This is a genomic window from Aeromonas sp. XH, assembly GCF_033348475.1.
In the GTDB taxonomy this organism is placed as follows: Bacteria; Pseudomonadota; Gammaproteobacteria; order Enterobacterales; family Aeromonadaceae; genus Aeromonas; species Aeromonas sanarellii.
Map to the genome: position 1 here is coordinate 708,406 of NZ_CP137630.1, position 17,277 is coordinate 725,682.

16 protein-coding genes are annotated in these 17,277 nt (G+C 59.2%); 1 reads left to right on the plus strand and 15 read right to left on the minus strand.

The window, feature by feature from the left end:
• Positions 1-11 precede the first annotated feature (11 nt).
• Complete coding sequence (locus R2B70_RS03395) at positions 12-425, plus strand: hypothetical protein (RefSeq protein WP_318162636.1); 414 nt, start codon at positions 12-14, stop codon at positions 423-425.
• Positions 426-463: 38 nt separating this feature from the next.
• Here the strand turns inward: R2B70_RS03395 and R2B70_RS03400 are convergent, their stop codons facing one another.
• The 15 genes from R2B70_RS03400 to purH form a co-directional block, all read right to left on the minus strand.
• A complete protein-coding gene (locus R2B70_RS03400) occupies positions 464-3,172 on the minus strand; it encodes a DUF927 domain-containing protein (protein WP_318162637.1) in 2,709 nt (902 codons plus the stop codon).
• The gene (locus R2B70_RS03405; RefSeq protein ID WP_261999471.1) at positions 3,169-3,420 is read right to left on the minus strand and encodes a hypothetical protein; all 252 of its coding nucleotides are present in this window, start codon (positions 3,418-3,420) and stop codon (positions 3,169-3,171) included. The genes R2B70_RS03400 and R2B70_RS03405 overlap by 4 nt, the downstream gene beginning before the upstream one ends.
• Positions 3,417-3,584, minus strand: coding sequence for a host cell division inhibitor Icd-like protein (locus R2B70_RS03410; protein ID WP_234781341.1), 168 nt, complete (start codon positions 3,582-3,584; stop codon positions 3,417-3,419). The genes R2B70_RS03405 and R2B70_RS03410 overlap by 4 nt, the downstream gene beginning before the upstream one ends.
• Positions 3,585-3,971: 387 nt before the next feature.
• Positions 3,972-4,685, minus strand: a complete 714-nt coding sequence (locus R2B70_RS03415; RefSeq protein WP_318162638.1) for a hypothetical protein — start codon at positions 4,683-4,685, stop codon at positions 3,972-3,974.
• 4 nt (positions 4,686-4,689) lie between these two features.
• Positions 4,690-5,655 carry a P2 family phage major capsid protein gene (locus tag R2B70_RS03420; protein WP_318162639.1) on the minus strand — a complete coding sequence of 322 codons (966 nt, stop codon included), beginning with the start codon at positions 5,653-5,655 and terminating at the stop codon, positions 4,690-4,692.
• A 13-nt stretch (positions 5,656-5,668) separates the two neighbouring features.
• Positions 5,669-6,313: a GPO family capsid scaffolding protein gene (locus R2B70_RS03425; RefSeq protein WP_318162640.1), complete on the minus strand. Its 645-nt coding sequence runs from the start codon at positions 6,311-6,313 to the stop codon at positions 5,669-5,671.
• Positions 6,310-6,630: an ogr/Delta-like zinc finger family protein gene (locus R2B70_RS20170; protein ID WP_048208386.1), complete on the minus strand. Its 321-nt coding sequence runs from the start codon at positions 6,628-6,630 to the stop codon at positions 6,310-6,312. Before R2B70_RS20170 ends, R2B70_RS03425 begins: the two co-directional genes overlap by 4 nt.
• Before the next feature lie 17 nt (positions 6,631-6,647).
• Positions 6,648-6,878, minus strand: a complete 231-nt coding sequence (locus R2B70_RS03435) for a helix-turn-helix domain-containing protein (protein ID WP_048208384.1) — start codon at positions 6,876-6,878, stop codon at positions 6,648-6,650.
• Positions 6,879-6,976: 98 nt separating this feature from the next.
• On the minus strand, positions 6,977-7,948 hold the full coding sequence (locus tag R2B70_RS03440) for a DUF6387 family protein (RefSeq protein WP_318162641.1): 972 nt from the start codon (positions 7,946-7,948) through the stop codon (positions 6,977-6,979).
• A 3-nt stretch (positions 7,949-7,951) separates the two neighbouring features.
• Positions 7,952-9,382 carry a site-specific integrase gene (locus R2B70_RS03445; RefSeq protein WP_318162642.1) on the minus strand — a complete coding sequence of 477 codons (1,431 nt, stop codon included), beginning with the start codon at positions 9,380-9,382 and terminating at the stop codon, positions 7,952-7,954.
• A 709-nt stretch (positions 9,383-10,091) separates the two neighbouring features.
• On the minus strand, positions 10,092-12,668 hold the full coding sequence (locus tag R2B70_RS03450; RefSeq protein WP_318162643.1) for an alpha amylase C-terminal domain-containing protein: 2,577 nt from the start codon (positions 12,666-12,668) through the stop codon (positions 10,092-10,094).
• Between the two features lie 266 nt (positions 12,669-12,934).
• A complete protein-coding gene (locus tag R2B70_RS03455; protein WP_042077178.1) occupies positions 12,935-13,489 on the minus strand; it encodes a cytochrome b/b6 domain-containing protein in 555 nt (184 codons plus the stop codon).
• A complete protein-coding gene (locus R2B70_RS03460; RefSeq protein ID WP_318162644.1) occupies positions 13,470-13,844 on the minus strand; it encodes a cytochrome b562 in 375 nt (124 codons plus the stop codon). Before R2B70_RS03460 ends, R2B70_RS03455 begins: the two co-directional genes overlap by 20 nt.
• A 251-nt stretch (positions 13,845-14,095) precedes the next feature.
• The gene (gene purD / locus R2B70_RS03465; protein ID WP_318162645.1) at positions 14,096-15,385 is read right to left on the minus strand and encodes a phosphoribosylamine--glycine ligase; all 1,290 of its coding nucleotides are present in this window, start codon (positions 15,383-15,385) and stop codon (positions 14,096-14,098) included.
• A gap of 108 nt (positions 15,386-15,493) precedes the next feature.
• Complete coding sequence (purH, locus tag R2B70_RS03470) at positions 15,494-17,086, minus strand: bifunctional phosphoribosylaminoimidazolecarboxamide formyltransferase/IMP cyclohydrolase (RefSeq protein WP_318162646.1); 1,593 nt, start codon at positions 17,084-17,086, stop codon at positions 15,494-15,496.
• Positions 17,087-17,277 lie beyond the last annotated feature (191 nt).

The following is a 17,277-nucleotide window of genomic DNA, read 5'->3' on the forward strand; positions in this document are numbered from 1 at the left end:
TAGGGTGACATATGTCTAATGAAAATAAGATCGCATATCTAGGCTTTATACAAGCGATAATATCAAGGATGGCAAGCAATGCTTTTGCTATAAAAGGGTGGTCTGTCTCGATAACTTCCGCAATTGTAGCTGCGGGAATAGCTCTTAAATCCATACCAATAATCGCTATTGCATTAGTTCCTATGGTGATTTTCATTTTTTTGGATAGCTACTTCTTTTTACAAGAAAAAAATTATAGAGAACTTTATAACTCTGCAAGACAGAAAGAATTTGATGGCAATAATTCCTTCGACCTTACACCACCGCAGAACATATATAAAATGCCCTGGAGGAAAAGAGTTGTTGAATTGTTTGAAAGAGCTGTGTTTCCTGTATATCTGACACAGCTCATTCTTGTCTTGTCAACCATGTTGATTATGGCTTAACTAATAATACTCAGATGGTTTCACCATCTGAGTAAGTATTATTCTAAAAGCACGGAGCTACTTAATAAGTAAACTCTGGTTGGTTTTTCAGATAACCCAGGAAGTCGGGCTAATGATTGTGTTTTTCCATTCTGGCTATGTATGATCCAACCTATATTTAAAGACAATTTTGCTGCTTTTTTATAGTCCCTCCCTTTATTTATTTCCCGCCATCCCTCAGGCAAAACATAAAATGTAACCCCTTCACCCCCACCAATTTTAGGATTCTTTCGATATCCAACCATCTGCGCAGGCCTGTGATTTGGATCATCCCAATCCGCAAATCGGCTGTACTGATACGCCGTAAAGAACTGGCGGATCTGGCGCAGGGTTGCCGCGTCTTCCTGATTGCCCAAATGGCCACGATCGGCTAACCATGCCTCAAGACACTGCTGCGCTGCTTTGGTCGCCTCTCCTGATTGCCATCCAGTGATACCCAAGCGGGTGGCCAGCTCACCAGCAGCCGCAACCAGGGCAAAGCGGTTAATGGCTCGCCCTACCTGATTACCGGCTCCCTCGGGGGTCATGGCCGTGACCAATCGGCGGATCTCGCCCTTCATCCATGCGCTGTGCCCGTTTAGGTCATTGGCCAATGCCTCGACATAGGCACGAAAAGCCGTGCCGTGCTGGCCTTGCAGGCGTTCGCGCAGGGTATCGGCGAACTGGCGGCCATCGGCCATGCCATGCAGCACCTCAAACGCGCCGTGCTTGCCGGTGTCGCTCGGGATCTGGATAGTGCGGATCTCCATACCGGCAAAGGTGCGCTGGCCAGCTTGCTCGGCATGGTCTTCCAGGGAAAGTTCACCGGTTGAGAGGAACAGCAGGCGCCACTGTTTGCGCTCGCGCAGCTCTCCATCCTGGCGGCTCCGGCCCTTGCCCTGTCCGTTAGCCAGCATATAGGCGACCAAACCGGCCTCCCGTCCATCCACCTCCTTGATTTCATCCAAGCACAACAAGGCATCATTGCGGCGACTGGCGATCCCTTCTATCGCGTTACCGGTAGCTCGCCAGGTATGGGCGAACGCCTCTGGGCCGTACACGCTGGCAGCAGCCATCATCACTGTGGTCTTGCCATCGGTACTCTCGCCTTTCAGGTGGAAACCGCCCCCCTCAACCCCAATCAGCGATAACAGGGGCGCAGCAAAGGCACAGGACAGTGAAAAGGCTAACCGGCTGTTGCCGATGGCCAAGGCTGCTACCTGGGCTTGCCACTCGGCCAAGGTGCCAGATGTGGTGAAGTCGTTATTCACATAGCCGGTGGTTTGCAGGATCACCTCGTTGGCATCCGGCCCCAAGTTGCCATTTGGCAGGACATAGGCCCGCTTATGCCAACCAGTGCGCTCGACACAGGTGATCCTGGCTTGCGGTTGGCAGCTCATTAGGTAATCGCGCAGCAGATTCTTTTTGCTCATGTTGATGTAACTGAGCCCGCTTTCCGCCAGCTGACCAAATACTTCCTCGCCGCCCTTGTGAACCAGCATGCGCATGGGCATCGCCCAACGGCGAGTCTTGCCGTTGGTATCCCGCCACTCCAGCAACCGGCCAAAGCCTTGGCCCTGCTCGGTGTGGGTGATCGCCCTGACATACAGCGGGGAACTGATAGGCACCGGCACCCGTTCGGCCTCCTCCCCCTTGCCGCGCCACTCCATGGCAAAGAGGCGCTCTTTCCCCATGCTGTAGTTGTCGGGGAGTTCTGGTGTCCCTGGTGCTTGTTCTGTTGGGGTTTTGGTATCTGCGAAAGAGGTCATGATCGCCTTCTTGGTATCGAGCAGCCCATGGGCCTGGTGGTAATCGTTCCAGTCACCAGCTTCACCAGGAAGGCAGATTAGCCCCCCTATCGCTGTTGCTGCTTCTTGGGCTTTGGCTTGGCCGGGGTTGCCATCAATATGGGCGTCGTTGTCACCGGCAATCAGGATCGGCGCTGTACCTTCTCGGCGTTTGGCAATCTCAGCCACGGCCAGCAGATTACTTGCATCCATAGCGCAATAGACGGTTGCCCCTGTCGCCAAATGGACAGAAACACCCGTTGCGTAGCCTTCACAGATTGCCACCCGTAGCCCGCCGGTTAACCGGTGAAATGCCCCTGCTTTCTGGCCGCCAGCCAAATAGCGCTTTTCACCCTGCGGGTCGATGAGCTGGACGTTGACCAGTTGATCATGTTCATCCGTGAGCGGGATAACTAGGGAGCCCTGGGGGAAGTTGTGCCGTGCTTCTCGGATTAGGGTCTGATTGGTATCTGCCAGCCAGTCTGGCAAGTGCTTGAGGGAGAGATAGGTACTACGGCCCTTAACACAATCCCCCATGATTGAGGCGGCCCTGGTGCAGGCTTTGCGCTTGGCTTTCTCTTCATCCTGTCTGGCTTTGGCTGCGACCTGCTCGGCGTTCTGACGGCGGGTGGCGACCTCGTTTGCATCAAGACCGTCTGGGGATAGCCCGAGCAAGGTGGCCACCTCTTGGGCGGCCTCCTTGGTGCTCTTGTGGGTGGCCTTGGCCAGAAGGGTTAAGCCATCACCGGCACCACACTGGGAACAAATCCAGGTGCCTCGCCCCTCCTTATCGTCCAGGCGAAACCGGTCTTTGCCACCACAGGCTGGGCATGGGCCATGCTGACCACGCTTGGGAACTGATAGACCGAGTTCAGCCAGAATAAAGGGCCATTGCCCACGGGCAGCCAGGGAGACATCAGAGACAATCCGTATAGAGGTCATGACTCACCCCCAGGCAGCCGATCATTCAGCTCACTGATCCGGCAAGAGTTGGTGTCTATGTCTTTCGCCACTGCCTTGAGCAGGCCGGAAAGGCCATAGGTAAACTCTTCATGGTCTATGCGGCTCTTGCGCTCCCAATCCACGCTGGCGGACAACAAATGGGAAAGGGTATGAAGGGCACACACTGACGAATCCAGTTCAGCAGTGACGCGGGTAAGCTCTTTTGAGGGGGTTTGGTGGGTGTTCATGCTTGCCCCCTTTTCGCACAGGGAATACGGGCAACAAAAACGAGCGGCAAGCCAGGCAGATTGGCGCGCGCTTGGGCTTCGGTATCAGCGACGGCAGAAATGGTGCGTATACGGTGAAGGTCAGAGACCCTGCCATGAGTGGCGATCAGGAAGGTGAAGATCATGATTACAGTCCTTGGTTTTGGTAGACCAAGGCGGATCGGGTAGCCGCAAGACAGTGCCAAACCAAGGAAGGCACAGTGGGGGCGTTTTCTTTGGCTCCCGACCCATGCCCCCAAAAAAGGATAGATCTCCGGCATGAGGCCGAAGATGGGGGAAATGGTGCAAATTGTCCTTGGTTTAGTCATTGCCTGCGGGTGTCTAATCCGCCAGCCATACCAAGGGGTGTCTAGGCCCTTGGTGATCGGAAGGCTATCCGAATTGATCCATGGATGCAACTCTTGCTGGGGATCAGGGGCTTTGCTATGGTGCATGGGCTTGCTCCTCTGGATTTGGGGGTGGGGTAAGCAAATAGGGAGCCCTGGCAGGCTCCCTTTTGTTTTTCTGGGCGGTTACTCCTCCAACTCCCGTTGCAGGCATTGGCGTTTGCCTGGACTGTCACACAGGGCCAGCAGATCGGCACACTGGGGGCGGGTGGAGGTAACGAGCGCCTGACGGGCGGCAGGGCTGTCGCCCTCCAGCGCCACCTGCTCGCCGTTCATTGCCTCCTTGAGAGCCGAACCCAACTCGTTCAGCGCCCAGCGGCGCGCACCTTCCATCCCGATGATGCAACCTTTGGCGCGGGTCAGGGCCGCCAGTTCGGCCAGCTGCTGCTTTAGGTTGGGCAAGATGGCGGGCGCCAGCTTGTGGTCGAGGTAGCTTTCATAACATCCGGCGACCATGCTTTGAGCGCTGTTCACCGCCAGCTGGGTCTGATAGAGCGGCAACGCCAAGCGCTTCTCCTGAGACTCTGACAAGCTGGCCGCCTCATTGGCATCGTCGAGCAGCTCGGTCAGCTCGCGGTACTCTCGCGCCGCTTCCAGTGACACCACCCCGCCCATAAGTTGGTTAATCCGGCCCTGGCGCAACTCTTCACGGCGGGCCTTGGCGGCGGGAATTTGGGCCAACATGGCTTTGCGTTGCTCACGCAGGGTTAACACCTCCTTGTCGAGCTCCATCAGTTTGGCGTGCTCGCTTTGGAACAGGGCCACATGTTCATCCAGGCGGCTGGCACGGGTGGCGGCGGGGGCGGTCGGCACGGTCTGCAAGGTGGGGGTCTGTTGCATCGGGTTACTCCTGGGTGACAATGGTGATGGCATCAAAGGCGGCATAGGCGGTGGGAATGCCCAAGGCGTAGGACTGGGCGCGGTTGTAGCGGATACCCCAGCTAGCGAGGTCGTCAATGTCCCCTGCATTGAGGCGGTGGGTGAGGTTGACGGTGAGCACTTGCAGGTTCTCCACCAGGGTGATGGCGAGGTAGGTTCCAGGCATGTGCTGGTGACAGATAAAGGGCAGGTCGGCAATTTTCATGCGCTGCTGCTTGTCCCGTACCTGCCCTGGCTTGAGATAGGCTTTCTGGTGAGCCCGCAGCAGGTCGCCGCCGACCATCACGATTAAGCGCGGGTCTTGGCGGTAACTCTCCGGCAGTTTCTCAATCAGGGTATACACCATGGCATCCAGGTCGGCGAAATCGCCCTGGCCGCTCGAGTCGAATGTGACCACATCGCGCAGCACCCGCAGCCCCTCGGGGTCGGCGGCCTTGGCCAGTGCTGGCCAGCCCACCATCACATCCTCTCCGTTCGGGTGGGCCTCGGGGTCGGTATTGACGGCGGCGGTTTGGCCATGGAAACCGACCCGTATCAGGTCATCCCCAAAGGCGGCGAGCGCCAGCTCTTCGAGCAGGTTGTTTGCTTGGCGCTGGTCGAGCCCCGCCAACATCTGGGCCAGTTGCTGCCATGTCCAAATAACGCTGCTGTCCAGCTCTTCGAATTCATGTTGGCGCTTGCGCGGGTTTGCGGGCACCAGGAAGCGCCCTTGCGCCTTGCGGCCACTGCGCAGCCCTGGCTTGAGGGGGTCAAAGCGGGGGGCGGTAGGGTCATCGACCCCCTGAATGGACACCATCCACAGAAACGGGACGGCCTGCACGATGGCGGCGGTCAGGGCGATGCTTGTGGCCTCGTCCAGATTGCCAAAGCTGGCTTGGGACGCAGGGGTAAAGCTCAGGCGCACATCGTGTAGCAGGTCAGATAGGTTCATTAGGCTCGGCTCCTTAGTAAATCTGGTAATGGTTGGCGTGAGTGAGGTCGTCGCGATGGCCAGAGATGGGCTCACTAGCTTGGTCGGGGCGATAAGGGGTAAAGCTGTCCAGTTTCTGGTTAAGCGCGGTCAGTCCGGCAAACAGCGCTTCTAGCTGGCTAAACATCTGCTCAGGATTGAGTGGTTGGGATGCGGCTTTGGTCGGTGCAGGCGTCGGCGCAGAGAATGAGGCAGGCACCAGCAACGGGCGGGCACTGGGCGGCTTGGCACTAAACTGCAACTGCGTCAGCCCCGTCAGGGCTGGCTGGTCAGTGACTGTGACCCCAGCCAGATACCATTTGCCCGTGCCTGCAAAGTCCTCGGCCGCCTCAATGGTGCAAAAACCGTGGGTGCCGTTGGTGTTGAGGTCAATCAGCTCCAGGGTGGGGCACAGCACCGCCAGCAACTTGAGCTGGCCGCTTTCCTCTTGCACCTTCAGCGCATCCACATGCCCAAGGGGGCGAGTGCGAGCGCCCTCCGGCCAGAGCTGGGCCACATAGAAACTCGGGTCATAGACCTCCGCCATCTGGCGTAGAGACTCGGGGCTGATATTGCGCCCGTCCAGGGTAGGCCCCGCCGTGGCGATACAAATCCAGCCTGTTTTTACCTGACTGCTCATACTGCCCTCCGCAAGGTCACCACCGGTTTATCCAGCTCTTGGGCGGCTAGCACGTTAAGCTGTTGCTGGCGCTCGTTCACGCTATGGCACAGTGAGCCGTGCGCCTCCGGCGACAGGCCCCGCGCCAGATTCATGGCCATGTCACTGGCTCGCTTGGCGGATGGGCTCAGGGTGTGGCTATAGGCCAGCGTGGACACCCAGGAGTGGCCGCAACTGGCGTCGGTGCATTGGCAATAGAGGTTGGCGACCCCCGCAGTCATGCGGTTGGTCTTGGTGATGCGGCCCAGTTGGCCGCACTCGGTGCACATCACGCGCATAGTGAATACCTCCAAGGTTATTGGATGGGGTTCGCGGGTTTGCTGGAATGCAGCATCTTGCGGGAGGCGAGGAACGCATCGAGATCGGCGCGTTCGTAGAGGGTTCGGTTGCCGAGCTTGTAGTAAGGGAGTTCGTAGCGGCCATTGCTGGCCCAAACCCCGAGGGTCTTCTCAGACAACCCAAGGTAGGCGGCAGCCTCGCGGCGAGTGAGGCGATTACTGATGGTTTGGCTGGTAGGTAATGTCATATGGATAGCCCTCTTGGTTTACGAGGGCTATCTTCCATACTCTATGTTTAATGCCGGAACAAAAATGAAAAAGTGATTTTTGTGCAGTCGCTTTAATGCTATCTGGATGTGCTAATACTGGATGGTTGATAGATAGAGGCAACAATAGAGTACAGCTTATTATCATCAGATAAGCTGCTTTTTAACGTTTTCACATAGATCTCATCTGTGAATTTCTTTGATAGTGGGATGATCGTTCTTTTGATTTTATCCGCGCCCCAGTCTTTATATCTGCTGTCAGCATAAAGGCTATCTTGCAGTTTTTCATGGCAAATAGTTTCATTAACCACGTTGGATAAAATCAAAAGATCCATTAGTTCAATTAACTTATAGTCAATTATTTTATTGAGAGTTGTGTTTCCTTTTACTTGTGATGGCTTTTTTATCACTTCACTTATATCTAGTTCTTTGCGCCAGACAGAGAGCAAACTTTTTATAGAAGATAAGATTTCATCATTTGAGCTATTCTCAAGGTCAATGCTCACCAAAACTTTTCCATCCGGTTTCATTGGCGGGGCGCATTGTACGATATCGCCAAATTCACTTCTGAATTTCATGACGTTACGTGACACAGAGTCAACATAGCGATGATGTCTGTTAGCTCGGAGTGTATGCTCATAATAAAAGTTCAACGCTCCAACTGACAATGGTCTCACAATATCCGTTTGGCTAAGTACATTGGGCTCTCGCTCTGCATACTTGTTACAGTTGACATGAAGAATATGCTTGTCCATTTCGCTCAATTTCATGCTGATAGTCAAAGCCTCCTCTTCATAATCGAGAAGTTCAATAAATGATTTAGTCATGATATTGTTCACCATTGGGAATATTGGGTCCTCCAGCTTCAGCAGCTCGATCACTTCTAACATGGCTTTTTCATTGAGTAAGGAACGGTATTTATCACCATATAGTATCTCCGCTCTTACTATGACTTCATCAATAATCGTCTCTACATCCATTGAAAAAAGATAGTTATACGACTTTGATAGTAAATCTTCCCAAATATTCTCTTTATATATTATATCAAGCACGGCTTAACCTCTTACATGCTTCATTGAAGCACTCAGCAATAATCGACGCTGTTCGTCTTCTGGCAGCGTGGCGAAAATAGTCAATAGATTACTATTGGCATTATTTTTACTGTCCAGGCGACCCGCATATTCCAAAATATCCCGCTCAATCCTGGTAGCCGGCTTGCGCAGCTCGTCTGCGGTGAAGTGGATGTAACCTTGGGTGACATCGGCACTGCGCAGGGTACGGTGATTCATCAGGCGCTTGATGGTGTATTGACCGACCTCGGCCAGTTCGGCTACGGTGCCGAAGGTACGGCGAGCATCGTGACATTTGAACTCTAGCGGCGGCAGGCCGTCAGGGTTGGGGTTCGGTATAGTAGCCGCGCAGATCTTGGCTATCACACGGCGCGGCTCATGGATGGGGCGATCCGGATTTCGACCAGGGAACACAAACCGGCTCTGTTTCAGGTTCCAGTGCCAGCGGCGGCGAAAAATGGTGAGCAGGGTATCGGTGATCGGCAGCTCCAGCGGATCACCATTCTTGGTCTGGTCAATCCAGAAGTAGCCGCCGCTCATACTGACCCGATCCCAGGTGAGCTGGAACACCTCGGCGCGGCGCAGCCCGGTAAACAGGGCCATGTCGATGGCATCGCAGACGGTGGCGGTCGTATCGTCCCGCCAGTCGATAGCATGCTGTCTAACCTGCTCCACAGCATCCAGCCAGCGCCTTAGTTCGTGGGTGCGGATCCGGTCGTTGCGTCTGGGGGTGTTGTGCCAAAGCCGCTTGCTGCTCAGGACTTCAGTCGGTGGCTCGGGCAGCATGACCCGATCATTGGCATCCCGATAGTGATCACGGGCAAAGCGCCACACGGCCCGCAGTGTGCGCGCCCAGCGGTCGGCCTGCGCCTTGCTGCCCTTGCCGGTGCCCGCCTTGCGAAACTCTGGCGATGCACCGTGCCAGGCACTGGGCAACCCCTCGGTGATCGCTTTGTGGCGTACCTCGATCTTTTCCCGGGTGAGCTTGACCAGGGGGATCGTCATCCAGTCGCCGGAGTAGTTGGTCAGGTCGGCGCGGTAGTGCTTGGCCGTCTCGGGCCGGATCCGGTCGCCACGGCTGGCAAGATAGGCATCTATCGCCTCGCCCAGGGTGACTTTCAACTTGTCCTGTTCGCGGCGGATCACGTTGGGGTTCTGGCCACTGATGGCCACCTCTCCCAGGATCTCCAGCGCCTTGGCGCGGGCCATGTCAATGGTCAATGCCGGATAGCGCCCCAAGGTCGCCCTGATAAAGCGCCCCTCTTTCCTCTTGACCACGCTAAACGACTTGCTGCCAGTGGCCCCGACCCGAAGCCTCAGCCCCTGCACCATGGCATCACAGTACTCGACCTGCTTCCCCTCTGGTGCGCGGGGCAGTGCATCGATCGTGGCCTTGGTGAACTTGAACGCTTTCATCTTCCCCCCACAAAACCGGCTAGCCAGAGGAAGGGCAGGCAAGACAGGGCTTGTAACCCCTGTAACCTCTGACTATTTCAGGTGAGGTTACAAACAAACCCAGTAAAACCGTGGCTTGTAGAGAGATGTAACCTTGTAACCTCTGTAACCTCAAGAATGAAACCCTATGCGAGCTTTTTTGGCCCAAGGGGGAGTCGTGTGTGCCACACCTTTCCCTGGCTAGCCTGCTCTTGGCCGACCAATCGATCCAGGTATCCTAGAAATCGATTGGTCGCAATAGGATACCTATAGGATATGACAGAGGGAGAATATAGGGGAAGAGCAGGGAAGGTCACAAAATGAACGATGAGCCATAAGGTATTGATTTATATAACATCATATACTGTACGTAAATACAGTAAAATGCGTTTTTCCCACGCTCATAATCGATTGGTCGCCCGTTCAAGTCGGGCAGGGGCCACCACATTCAGACAAGGCCGCTCTTCGTGAGCGGCTTTGTCGTTTCTGACGCTCATCAGCGCTTCGTCATAGTGCCCATTGGTATGAGAGGCGCAGGCCAGGGGGGGCCGCCCCCGCTCTGCGATGTCTTCCAGAGCCCCAGCACGATGGCCTTGGCACGCGGGGCCCGCCATACGAAAAAGGCCTCCCGCCGATATGGCGGGAGGCCTGGTTCTGTACTCTGGGGCCTAGTGACCGAGCGTATTGAGCCTTACTGGGCGCTCAGGCTGTAGGCCAGGGTCTGGTCGTTGAAGCGCACCACATAGGCTCCGACCACTGCCGTGGTGATGTCTGCCCCGGCGAGCTCGGCCACGCCATCCCTGTTGGTGTCGCCGTAGTTCTGGGTCCAGTCCCCCTTGACGTCGAACTTGAAGCGCTGGCCGCCGTTGCCGTCGCCGCTGCCGGTGAAGGTGACGCTGGCCTGCCAGAGATGATCCCCGACAAGGGACATGGGGGTGGTGCCCCAGTTGTTGGGGGTGCCGCGAATGTTGAGGCTGGCGACATTCTTGGCATAGGTGACGCTCACCGGGGTCAGGCTGTATTGCAGTGTCTGATCGTTGAAGCGTACCCGGTACTGGCCGATGACCGGGGTGAGGATGTCACTGCCGGTCAGTTCGGCCACGCCGTCCTTGTTGGTGTCGCCATAGTTCTGGGTCCAGTCCCCCTTGACGTCGAACTTGAAGCGCTGGTTGGTCTGACCGTCGAAGGTGACCAGGGCTTCCCACTGATTGTCGGCGACCAGCGTCATGGCAAGGGTACCCCAGGCATTGGGGGTGCCGCGGAAGTTCAGGGTGGGCAGCACGCTGGCGTAGGTGCCGTTGTCGTCAATGACGGTGACGGTGGCACTGGCACTGGCGGTCAACCCTTCCGCATCGGTCACGGTGACCGTCACGGTATGGGTACCCGGGGTATCGAATCGGACCGTCTCCGTGGCGGCGGTGCCCCCGCTGGACCAGCTGTAGCTCACCACGCCGCCGTCATCGCTGGAAGCGGAGGCATCGAACACCACGCTCTCGCCCGCCTTGACGCTGAGGGTCTTGGGGGAGAGGGCGGCGACCGGTGCCTGGTTGCTGGTGAGGGGGGTGACCGTGTAGCGCAGATCGCTCTCGCTCAGGGTGATGCGGTAGGTGCCCGCCCCGCTGACCAGGATATCCTTGCTGCTGCCCTTGTCGGCGATGCCATCCCCTTCGTTGTCGCCGTAGTTCTCGGCCCAGTTGCCGAAGACGTCGAACTTGAAGCGCTGGGCACCGGTGGCATCACCGTTGCCGGTCAGGGTGAAGGTGGCGGACCAGACACGGTTGGCATCGACGGTCATGGGGGTGTTGCCCCAGGCGTTGTGGGTGCCGCGCAGGTTCATGCTGCTGAACTTGTTGCCCGGCAGGGCGGAGCCGCCGCAGGGGCTGGCCTTGGTGCAACCGGCGATGATGGCGGCCGCCTTCATGCCGGGCACGTTCAGGCTGGCCTTGCCGCTGCCGTCGACGGTGACATAACCCCCGCTGCAGTAGTCATTGCCACCGAGGAGGTTGCAGTACTCGCCCGCCGGCAGGCCGGTCTGCACCGAGGCCACCAGGCTGCCGCTCTCGTTGTTGATGGCGACGAAGCCCTTGTCACCGCGGCCGAAGGCTATCTGGTTGTTGCCGTTGTCCCACCAGTGGCTGACGGGCTGGCCTTCGGTTCTGTTGTGGAACAGGGCCATGTTCATGATGGTCGGGCGACGCTGTTCGCAGTTCCACTGGCTGTCCGTGCACGGCGTGCTGCCCGGCGCCCCCTTGTCGGTTTCATAGGTGCCCATGTTCTCGAAGCGATAGCCCGACATCACCTGCTTCCAGCCATAGGGCCAGGCCATCATAAAGGTGTTGGCCAGATCGTAGCGGGCGCCGCTCATGAAGGTGAGCATGCCGCCACCGCCGTGGCCGCGTTCGCGGTCGTGGTTGACCACGAAGACGAAGGCCTTAGCGGAGGGGAGCAGGCCCCAGCTCTCGCCCAGGGTCTTGAGGTTCTTGATCTGGCCGTTGAAGTTGGCGGCGAGATCGGTGCCGTATTTGAAGTCGGTGACGGTGTCGATATGGGTGTAGCGGCCCGGCTGGATGTCGGGGGACTCCCCGCCTGCGCCGATCACCTCCAGGTAGGCCCTGGGGCTGCCCGCCTTGTCTAGGATAGCCTTCACGTCGGCCGGCGCCATGTGCTTGGCCGCATCGATGCGAAAGCCCGCCACGCCCCAGCCGAGCAGGGTCTTCATGTAGGTGGCGATCTGATCCTGCACGTAGGAGGAGCCGGTGTTGAGGTCCGGCATGCCGTAGAGGGCGCCGTTCCAGACGTTGTTGCTGTCGCCGTAGTTGGTGATGTCACCGCTGTGGTGGAAGTCGTTGTAGCCGAACTGGGGATACTGGTACTGCCCCGAGTTGTAGCTGCCGCCGCCGGTGGCGGTCCCGGTGCCCGACGCCAGCTGGTTGAAGACGGCGTCGGCATAGACCTTGACCCCGGCTGCATTGCAGCGGGCGATCATGCTCCTGAGCTGTGCCTCGCTGCCGCCGAAGCTGTTGAAGTTCTTGAAGCTGACCGGTTGATAGACGGTCCACCAGACCTGGCTGCCCTGCTTGTGCTCGGCGGGCGGGGTGATCTGGACGCCGCCGAATCCCTTGGGACCGAGCACGGTCTCGCACTCGTTGGCGATGTCGTTGAACTTCCATTGGAACAGGTGAACCATGACCCCTTCGGCGGTCGCGGTGTGGCTGAAAGAGCCGAGTGCCGCCGCCAGCAGGGCGGTTCGAAGCAGTGTGCTGTGCATGACGATTTTCCCTTCGATCTTGTTATTGACGTATCACTGTCGTTGAGTCGAACGGACAACGAACAACCTCGTTCGGCTCTGTAGCATTCATGAAATCGGAGTGGTTGAAAATCGAACAAGCTGAATTAATTAAGAAATGTGAATGAAAATGCTTTCATGATCCCCTGGGGGAACCAGCTTCCGATCGGAGGTGCGGGCGGGATGGAGGGGAGAGAGGCGCGAGCGATTAGGGGAAACACAGGGGCCCCGAAGGGCCCCGCAAGCATTCAGGCGTTGGGTTCCTGCTGCCGGACCCGGGCATGGCCCCGGCGCCGGGGCAGCATGCGGGTCACCAGGTTGCTGCGCTGGCGCCAGGAGGTGTAGACGATGGCGCACAGGTGCAGGGCGATCATGGCCTGCAGGGCCCAGGTGCACCACTCGTGCCAGTCATCCGCCCCCAGCTCGAAGCCGGTCTCGGTGTTCTGGAACCAGCCGCTACCGGCGGTGGCCAGCACCAGCAGCCAGAGGGCCCAGACCGCCAGCTTGCCACTGCCGTGATGGCCGGGGGCCGCGGGGGCGCGCGTACGCAGCGCCTCGGCCTGCTGGCGAAAATCGTCCCGGCTCGGGATCAGGGCGCGCAGGCGGGCGTGGCCGCGTGCGAAGGTGAGCCCCCACAGCAGGCGCAGGCCTATCAGCACCATGACGGCGTATCCCAGCCGCTCGTGCCACTCTTCCCCTGCCTCGTTGAGCCAGAGGTTGCCGATGCAGATGGCCGCCACCCCCCAGTGGGTGAGGCGGACCAGGCCATCCCAGTGGAAGGGATCAGCCTTTCTGCTTGGCATAGTTGTGATACTCCTTCTTCAGGTCGTTGACCTTGGCCAGGTGGGCCTGGGCCTTCTCCTGATCACCGGCCTGCAGGGCCGCCAGGCTGGCATCCAGCTCGGTCTGTACCTTGTTCATGCCTTCGAGGAACTTCTCCTTCTTGGCGGCCGGCATGTTTCTCTCCTTGGCCACATCCAGCTGCGCCTTCATCTCCTTGATGTGTTTCTCCATGGTGGCCGCATCGTCGGCCTTCACGGCCTGCTTGTAGTTGAAGCCGATCTTCTTCATCGGCTGTTCCAGATCACCGGCCATGGTGGGCAGGGTCATCAGGCCGAACATCAGGGGCAGCAGCAGGGGACGCACAGTTTTCAACATGGGATTTCCTCTTGAGACGACGACATTGCGGGTTCTAATGGCACTCATTTGAGTGCGGTGTCACGCAGCATGATGCCACGAAAGCGGGGTAATTGTATGGGGAAAGTGCGACCAATTGTGACTAAATGTGTGCATTGTGCTGGCGTTATGTAACCAGAACGCGGATGGCGCCAGGGGAAAGGGGGGCCCTCATGGGGGAAAGAGAGGCAGAGAAAAGGGCCCGCAGGCCCTTTGATGTGAGCGGAGACGCCTTACTCGGCCTGTTCGCGCTCGATGGCACGCCAGCCGATGTCCTTGCGGTAGAAGATGCCGTCCCAGTGGATGCGGCCAGCCAGGGCATAGGCCCGTTGCTGGGCTTCCTGCACCGTGTGGCCGAGGGCGGTGGCGCACAGCACGCGGCCACCCTGGGTCAGGCTGGTGTGCCCTTCCAGGCGGGTGCCTGCATGGAACACCTTCTCCCCTGCCACTTCGTCCACCGGCAGACCCCTGATGGGGTGGTTGCTGCTGTAGTCGCCGGGATAGCCACCCGCCGCCAGCACCACGCCGATGGCGGCGCGGGGGTCATAGACGGCTTCCTTCTGATCCAGCTGGCCGGCGCAGGCGGCGAGGCAGAGATCCACCAGATCGGATTGCATCCGCAGCATGATGGGCTGGGTTTCGGGGTCGCCGAAGCGGCAGTTGAACTCGATTACCTTGGGGTTGCCCTCGGCATCGATCATCAGACCGGCGTAGAGGAAGCCGGTGTAGACGTTGCCTTCGGCCGCCATGCCGCGCACGGTCGGCATGATCACCCGCTCCATCACGCGCTGGTGCACCTCGTCGGTCACCACGGGGGCCGGGGAGTAGGCCCCCATGCCGCCGGTGTTGGGGCCGGTATCGCCGTCGAAGGCGCGCTTGTGATCCTGGCTGGTGGCCATGGGCAGCACGTGCTCGCCGTCCACCATGACGATGAAGCTCGCCTCTTCCCCGTCCAGGAACTCCTCGATCACCACCCGGGCACCGGCGTCGCCGAAGGCATTGCCGGAGAGCATGTCACGCACCGCCGCTTCCGCCTCGTCGAGGGTCATGGCGACGATCACCCCTTTGCCGGCGGCCAGACCGTCGGCCTTGATCACGATGGGGGCTCCCTTCTCCCGCAGGTAGGCCAGTGCCGGCTCCACCTCGGTGAAGTTCTGGTAATCGGCGGTGGGGATGACGTGGCGGGCCAGGAAGTCCTTGGTGAAGGCCTTGGAGCCTTCCAGCTGGGCGGCGGCGGCGGTCGGGCCGAAGATGGTCTGATCGGCGGCGCGGAAGGCGTCGACTACCCCTTTCACCAGGGGGGCTTCCGGTCCGACTATGGTGAGGCCGATCTGGTTCGCCTTGGCGAAGGCCAGCAGGCCGTCGATGTCGGTGGCCTGGATGGCGACGTTCTCGATGCCCGGCTCTAGCTGGGTGCCCGCATTGCCCGGTGCCACGAAGACCTGGGTCACCAGGGGGGAGTGTTTGGCCTTCCAGGCCAGGGCGTGTTCACGGCCGCCGTTGCCAATGATCAGTACTTTCATCGTCTCGCTCGCTTCTGTCTGAGGTCACTGGCGCGGTGCGGTGGCGGTGCGCCAGCGGAAAGGATCCATTGATAAAGAGGCAGGGCCGCCATCGGCGGCCCTGGGCTGTCAGTGACGGAAATGACGCATGTTGGTGAACACCATGCACATGCCGTGTTCGTTGGCGGCGTCGATCACCTCCTGGTCGCGCATCGAGCCACCGGGCTGGATGACGCAGGAGATGCCCGCGGCGGCGGCGGCATCGATGCCGTCGCGGAACGGGAAGAAGGCGTCGGAGGCCATGACGGAGCCCGCGACTGTCAGCCCTTCATCCTCGGCCTTGATGCCGGCGATCTTGGCGGAGTAGACCCGGCTCATCTGGCCGGCGCCCACGCCTATGGTCTGGCCGTTCTTGGCGTAGACGATGGCGTTGGACTTGACGAACTTGGCGACCTTCCAGCAGAACAGCAGATCCTGCAGCTCGGCCTCGGTGGGCTGACGCTGGCTGACCACGGTCAGATCTCCCAGGGTCACCATGCCGAGATCGCGCTCCTGCACCAGCAGGCCGCCGTTGACGCGCTTGAAGTCAAAGCCTTGCGCCGGGGCTGTCCACTGGCCGCACTCCAGCAGGCGCACGTTCTGCTTGGCGGCGACCGCCTCGCGGGCTGCCTGGCTGATGCTGGGGGCGATGATCACTTCCACGAACTGGCGTGCAACGATGGCCGCGGCGGTGGCGCCGTCCAGTTCACGGTTGAAGGCGATGATGCCGCCAAAGGCCGAGGTGGGGTCGGTCTGGTAGGCGCGATCATAGGCAGCCAGCAGATCGTCACCGATGGCGACGCCGCAGGGGTTGGCATGCTTGACGATGACGCAGGCCGGTTCGCTGAACTCCTTCACGCACTCCAGCGCCGCGTCGGTGTCGGCGATGTTGTTGTAGGAGAGGGCCTTGCCCTGCAGCTGGATGGCGCTTGCCACCGAGCCCGGTGCGGCCTGCTCTTCGGCGTAGAAGGCGGCAGCCTGGTGGCTGTTCTCGCCGTAGCGCATGTCCTGCTTCTTGATGAACTGGGCGTTGAAGGTGCGCGGGAAGCGGGACTCCTCGTCACCTTCCTTGTTCTCGCCGTAGGAGGGCACCAGGGTGCCGAAGTAGTTGGCGATCATGCCGTCGTAGGCGGCGGTGTGCTCGAAGGCGGCGATGGCGAGATCGAAGCGGGTGGAGAGGGTCAGGCTGTTGCCGTTGCCATCCATCTCGGCGATGACGCGGTCGTAGTCGGAGGCCTTGACGACTATGGTGACGTCCTTGTGGTTCTTGGCGGCGGAGCGCACCATGGTCGGGCCGCCGATGTCGATGTTCTCGACGGCGTCTTCCAGGGTGCAGCCGGGTTTGGCCACGGTGGCGGCGAAGGGATAGAGGTTGACGACGACCATGTCGATGGGGGAGATAGCGTGCTGGGCCATGATGGCGTCATCCCGGTCGCGGCGGCCGAGGATGCCGCCGTGCACCTTGGGATGCAGGGTCTTGACCCGGCCGTCCATCATCTCGGGGAATCCGGTGTAGTCGGACACCTCGGTCACCGGCAGACCGGCGTCGGCCAGCAGCTTGGCGGTACCACCGGTGGAGAGCAGGGCCACACCACGCGCGTCGAGTGCCTTGGCAAATTCCAGGATGCCAGTCTTGTCAGACACACTCAGCAGTGCACGGCGAATGGGTCGAGCTTGTTCCATCACACTATCGTCCTCAGCATAACGGGGACCGTTCCATGGGAGGCGAGGCTCAACACAGAGAGTCCCCAAATAAATGGAAGTGGGGGATTTCGCAAACCACTCTCGCCCGGGGCGGCCGTTGGCAAAAGCGTTTTAGGAAATGCCCGCTTGACGCGACGCTCTCTTGTGGGCGCGTATTCTACACAAAAAAT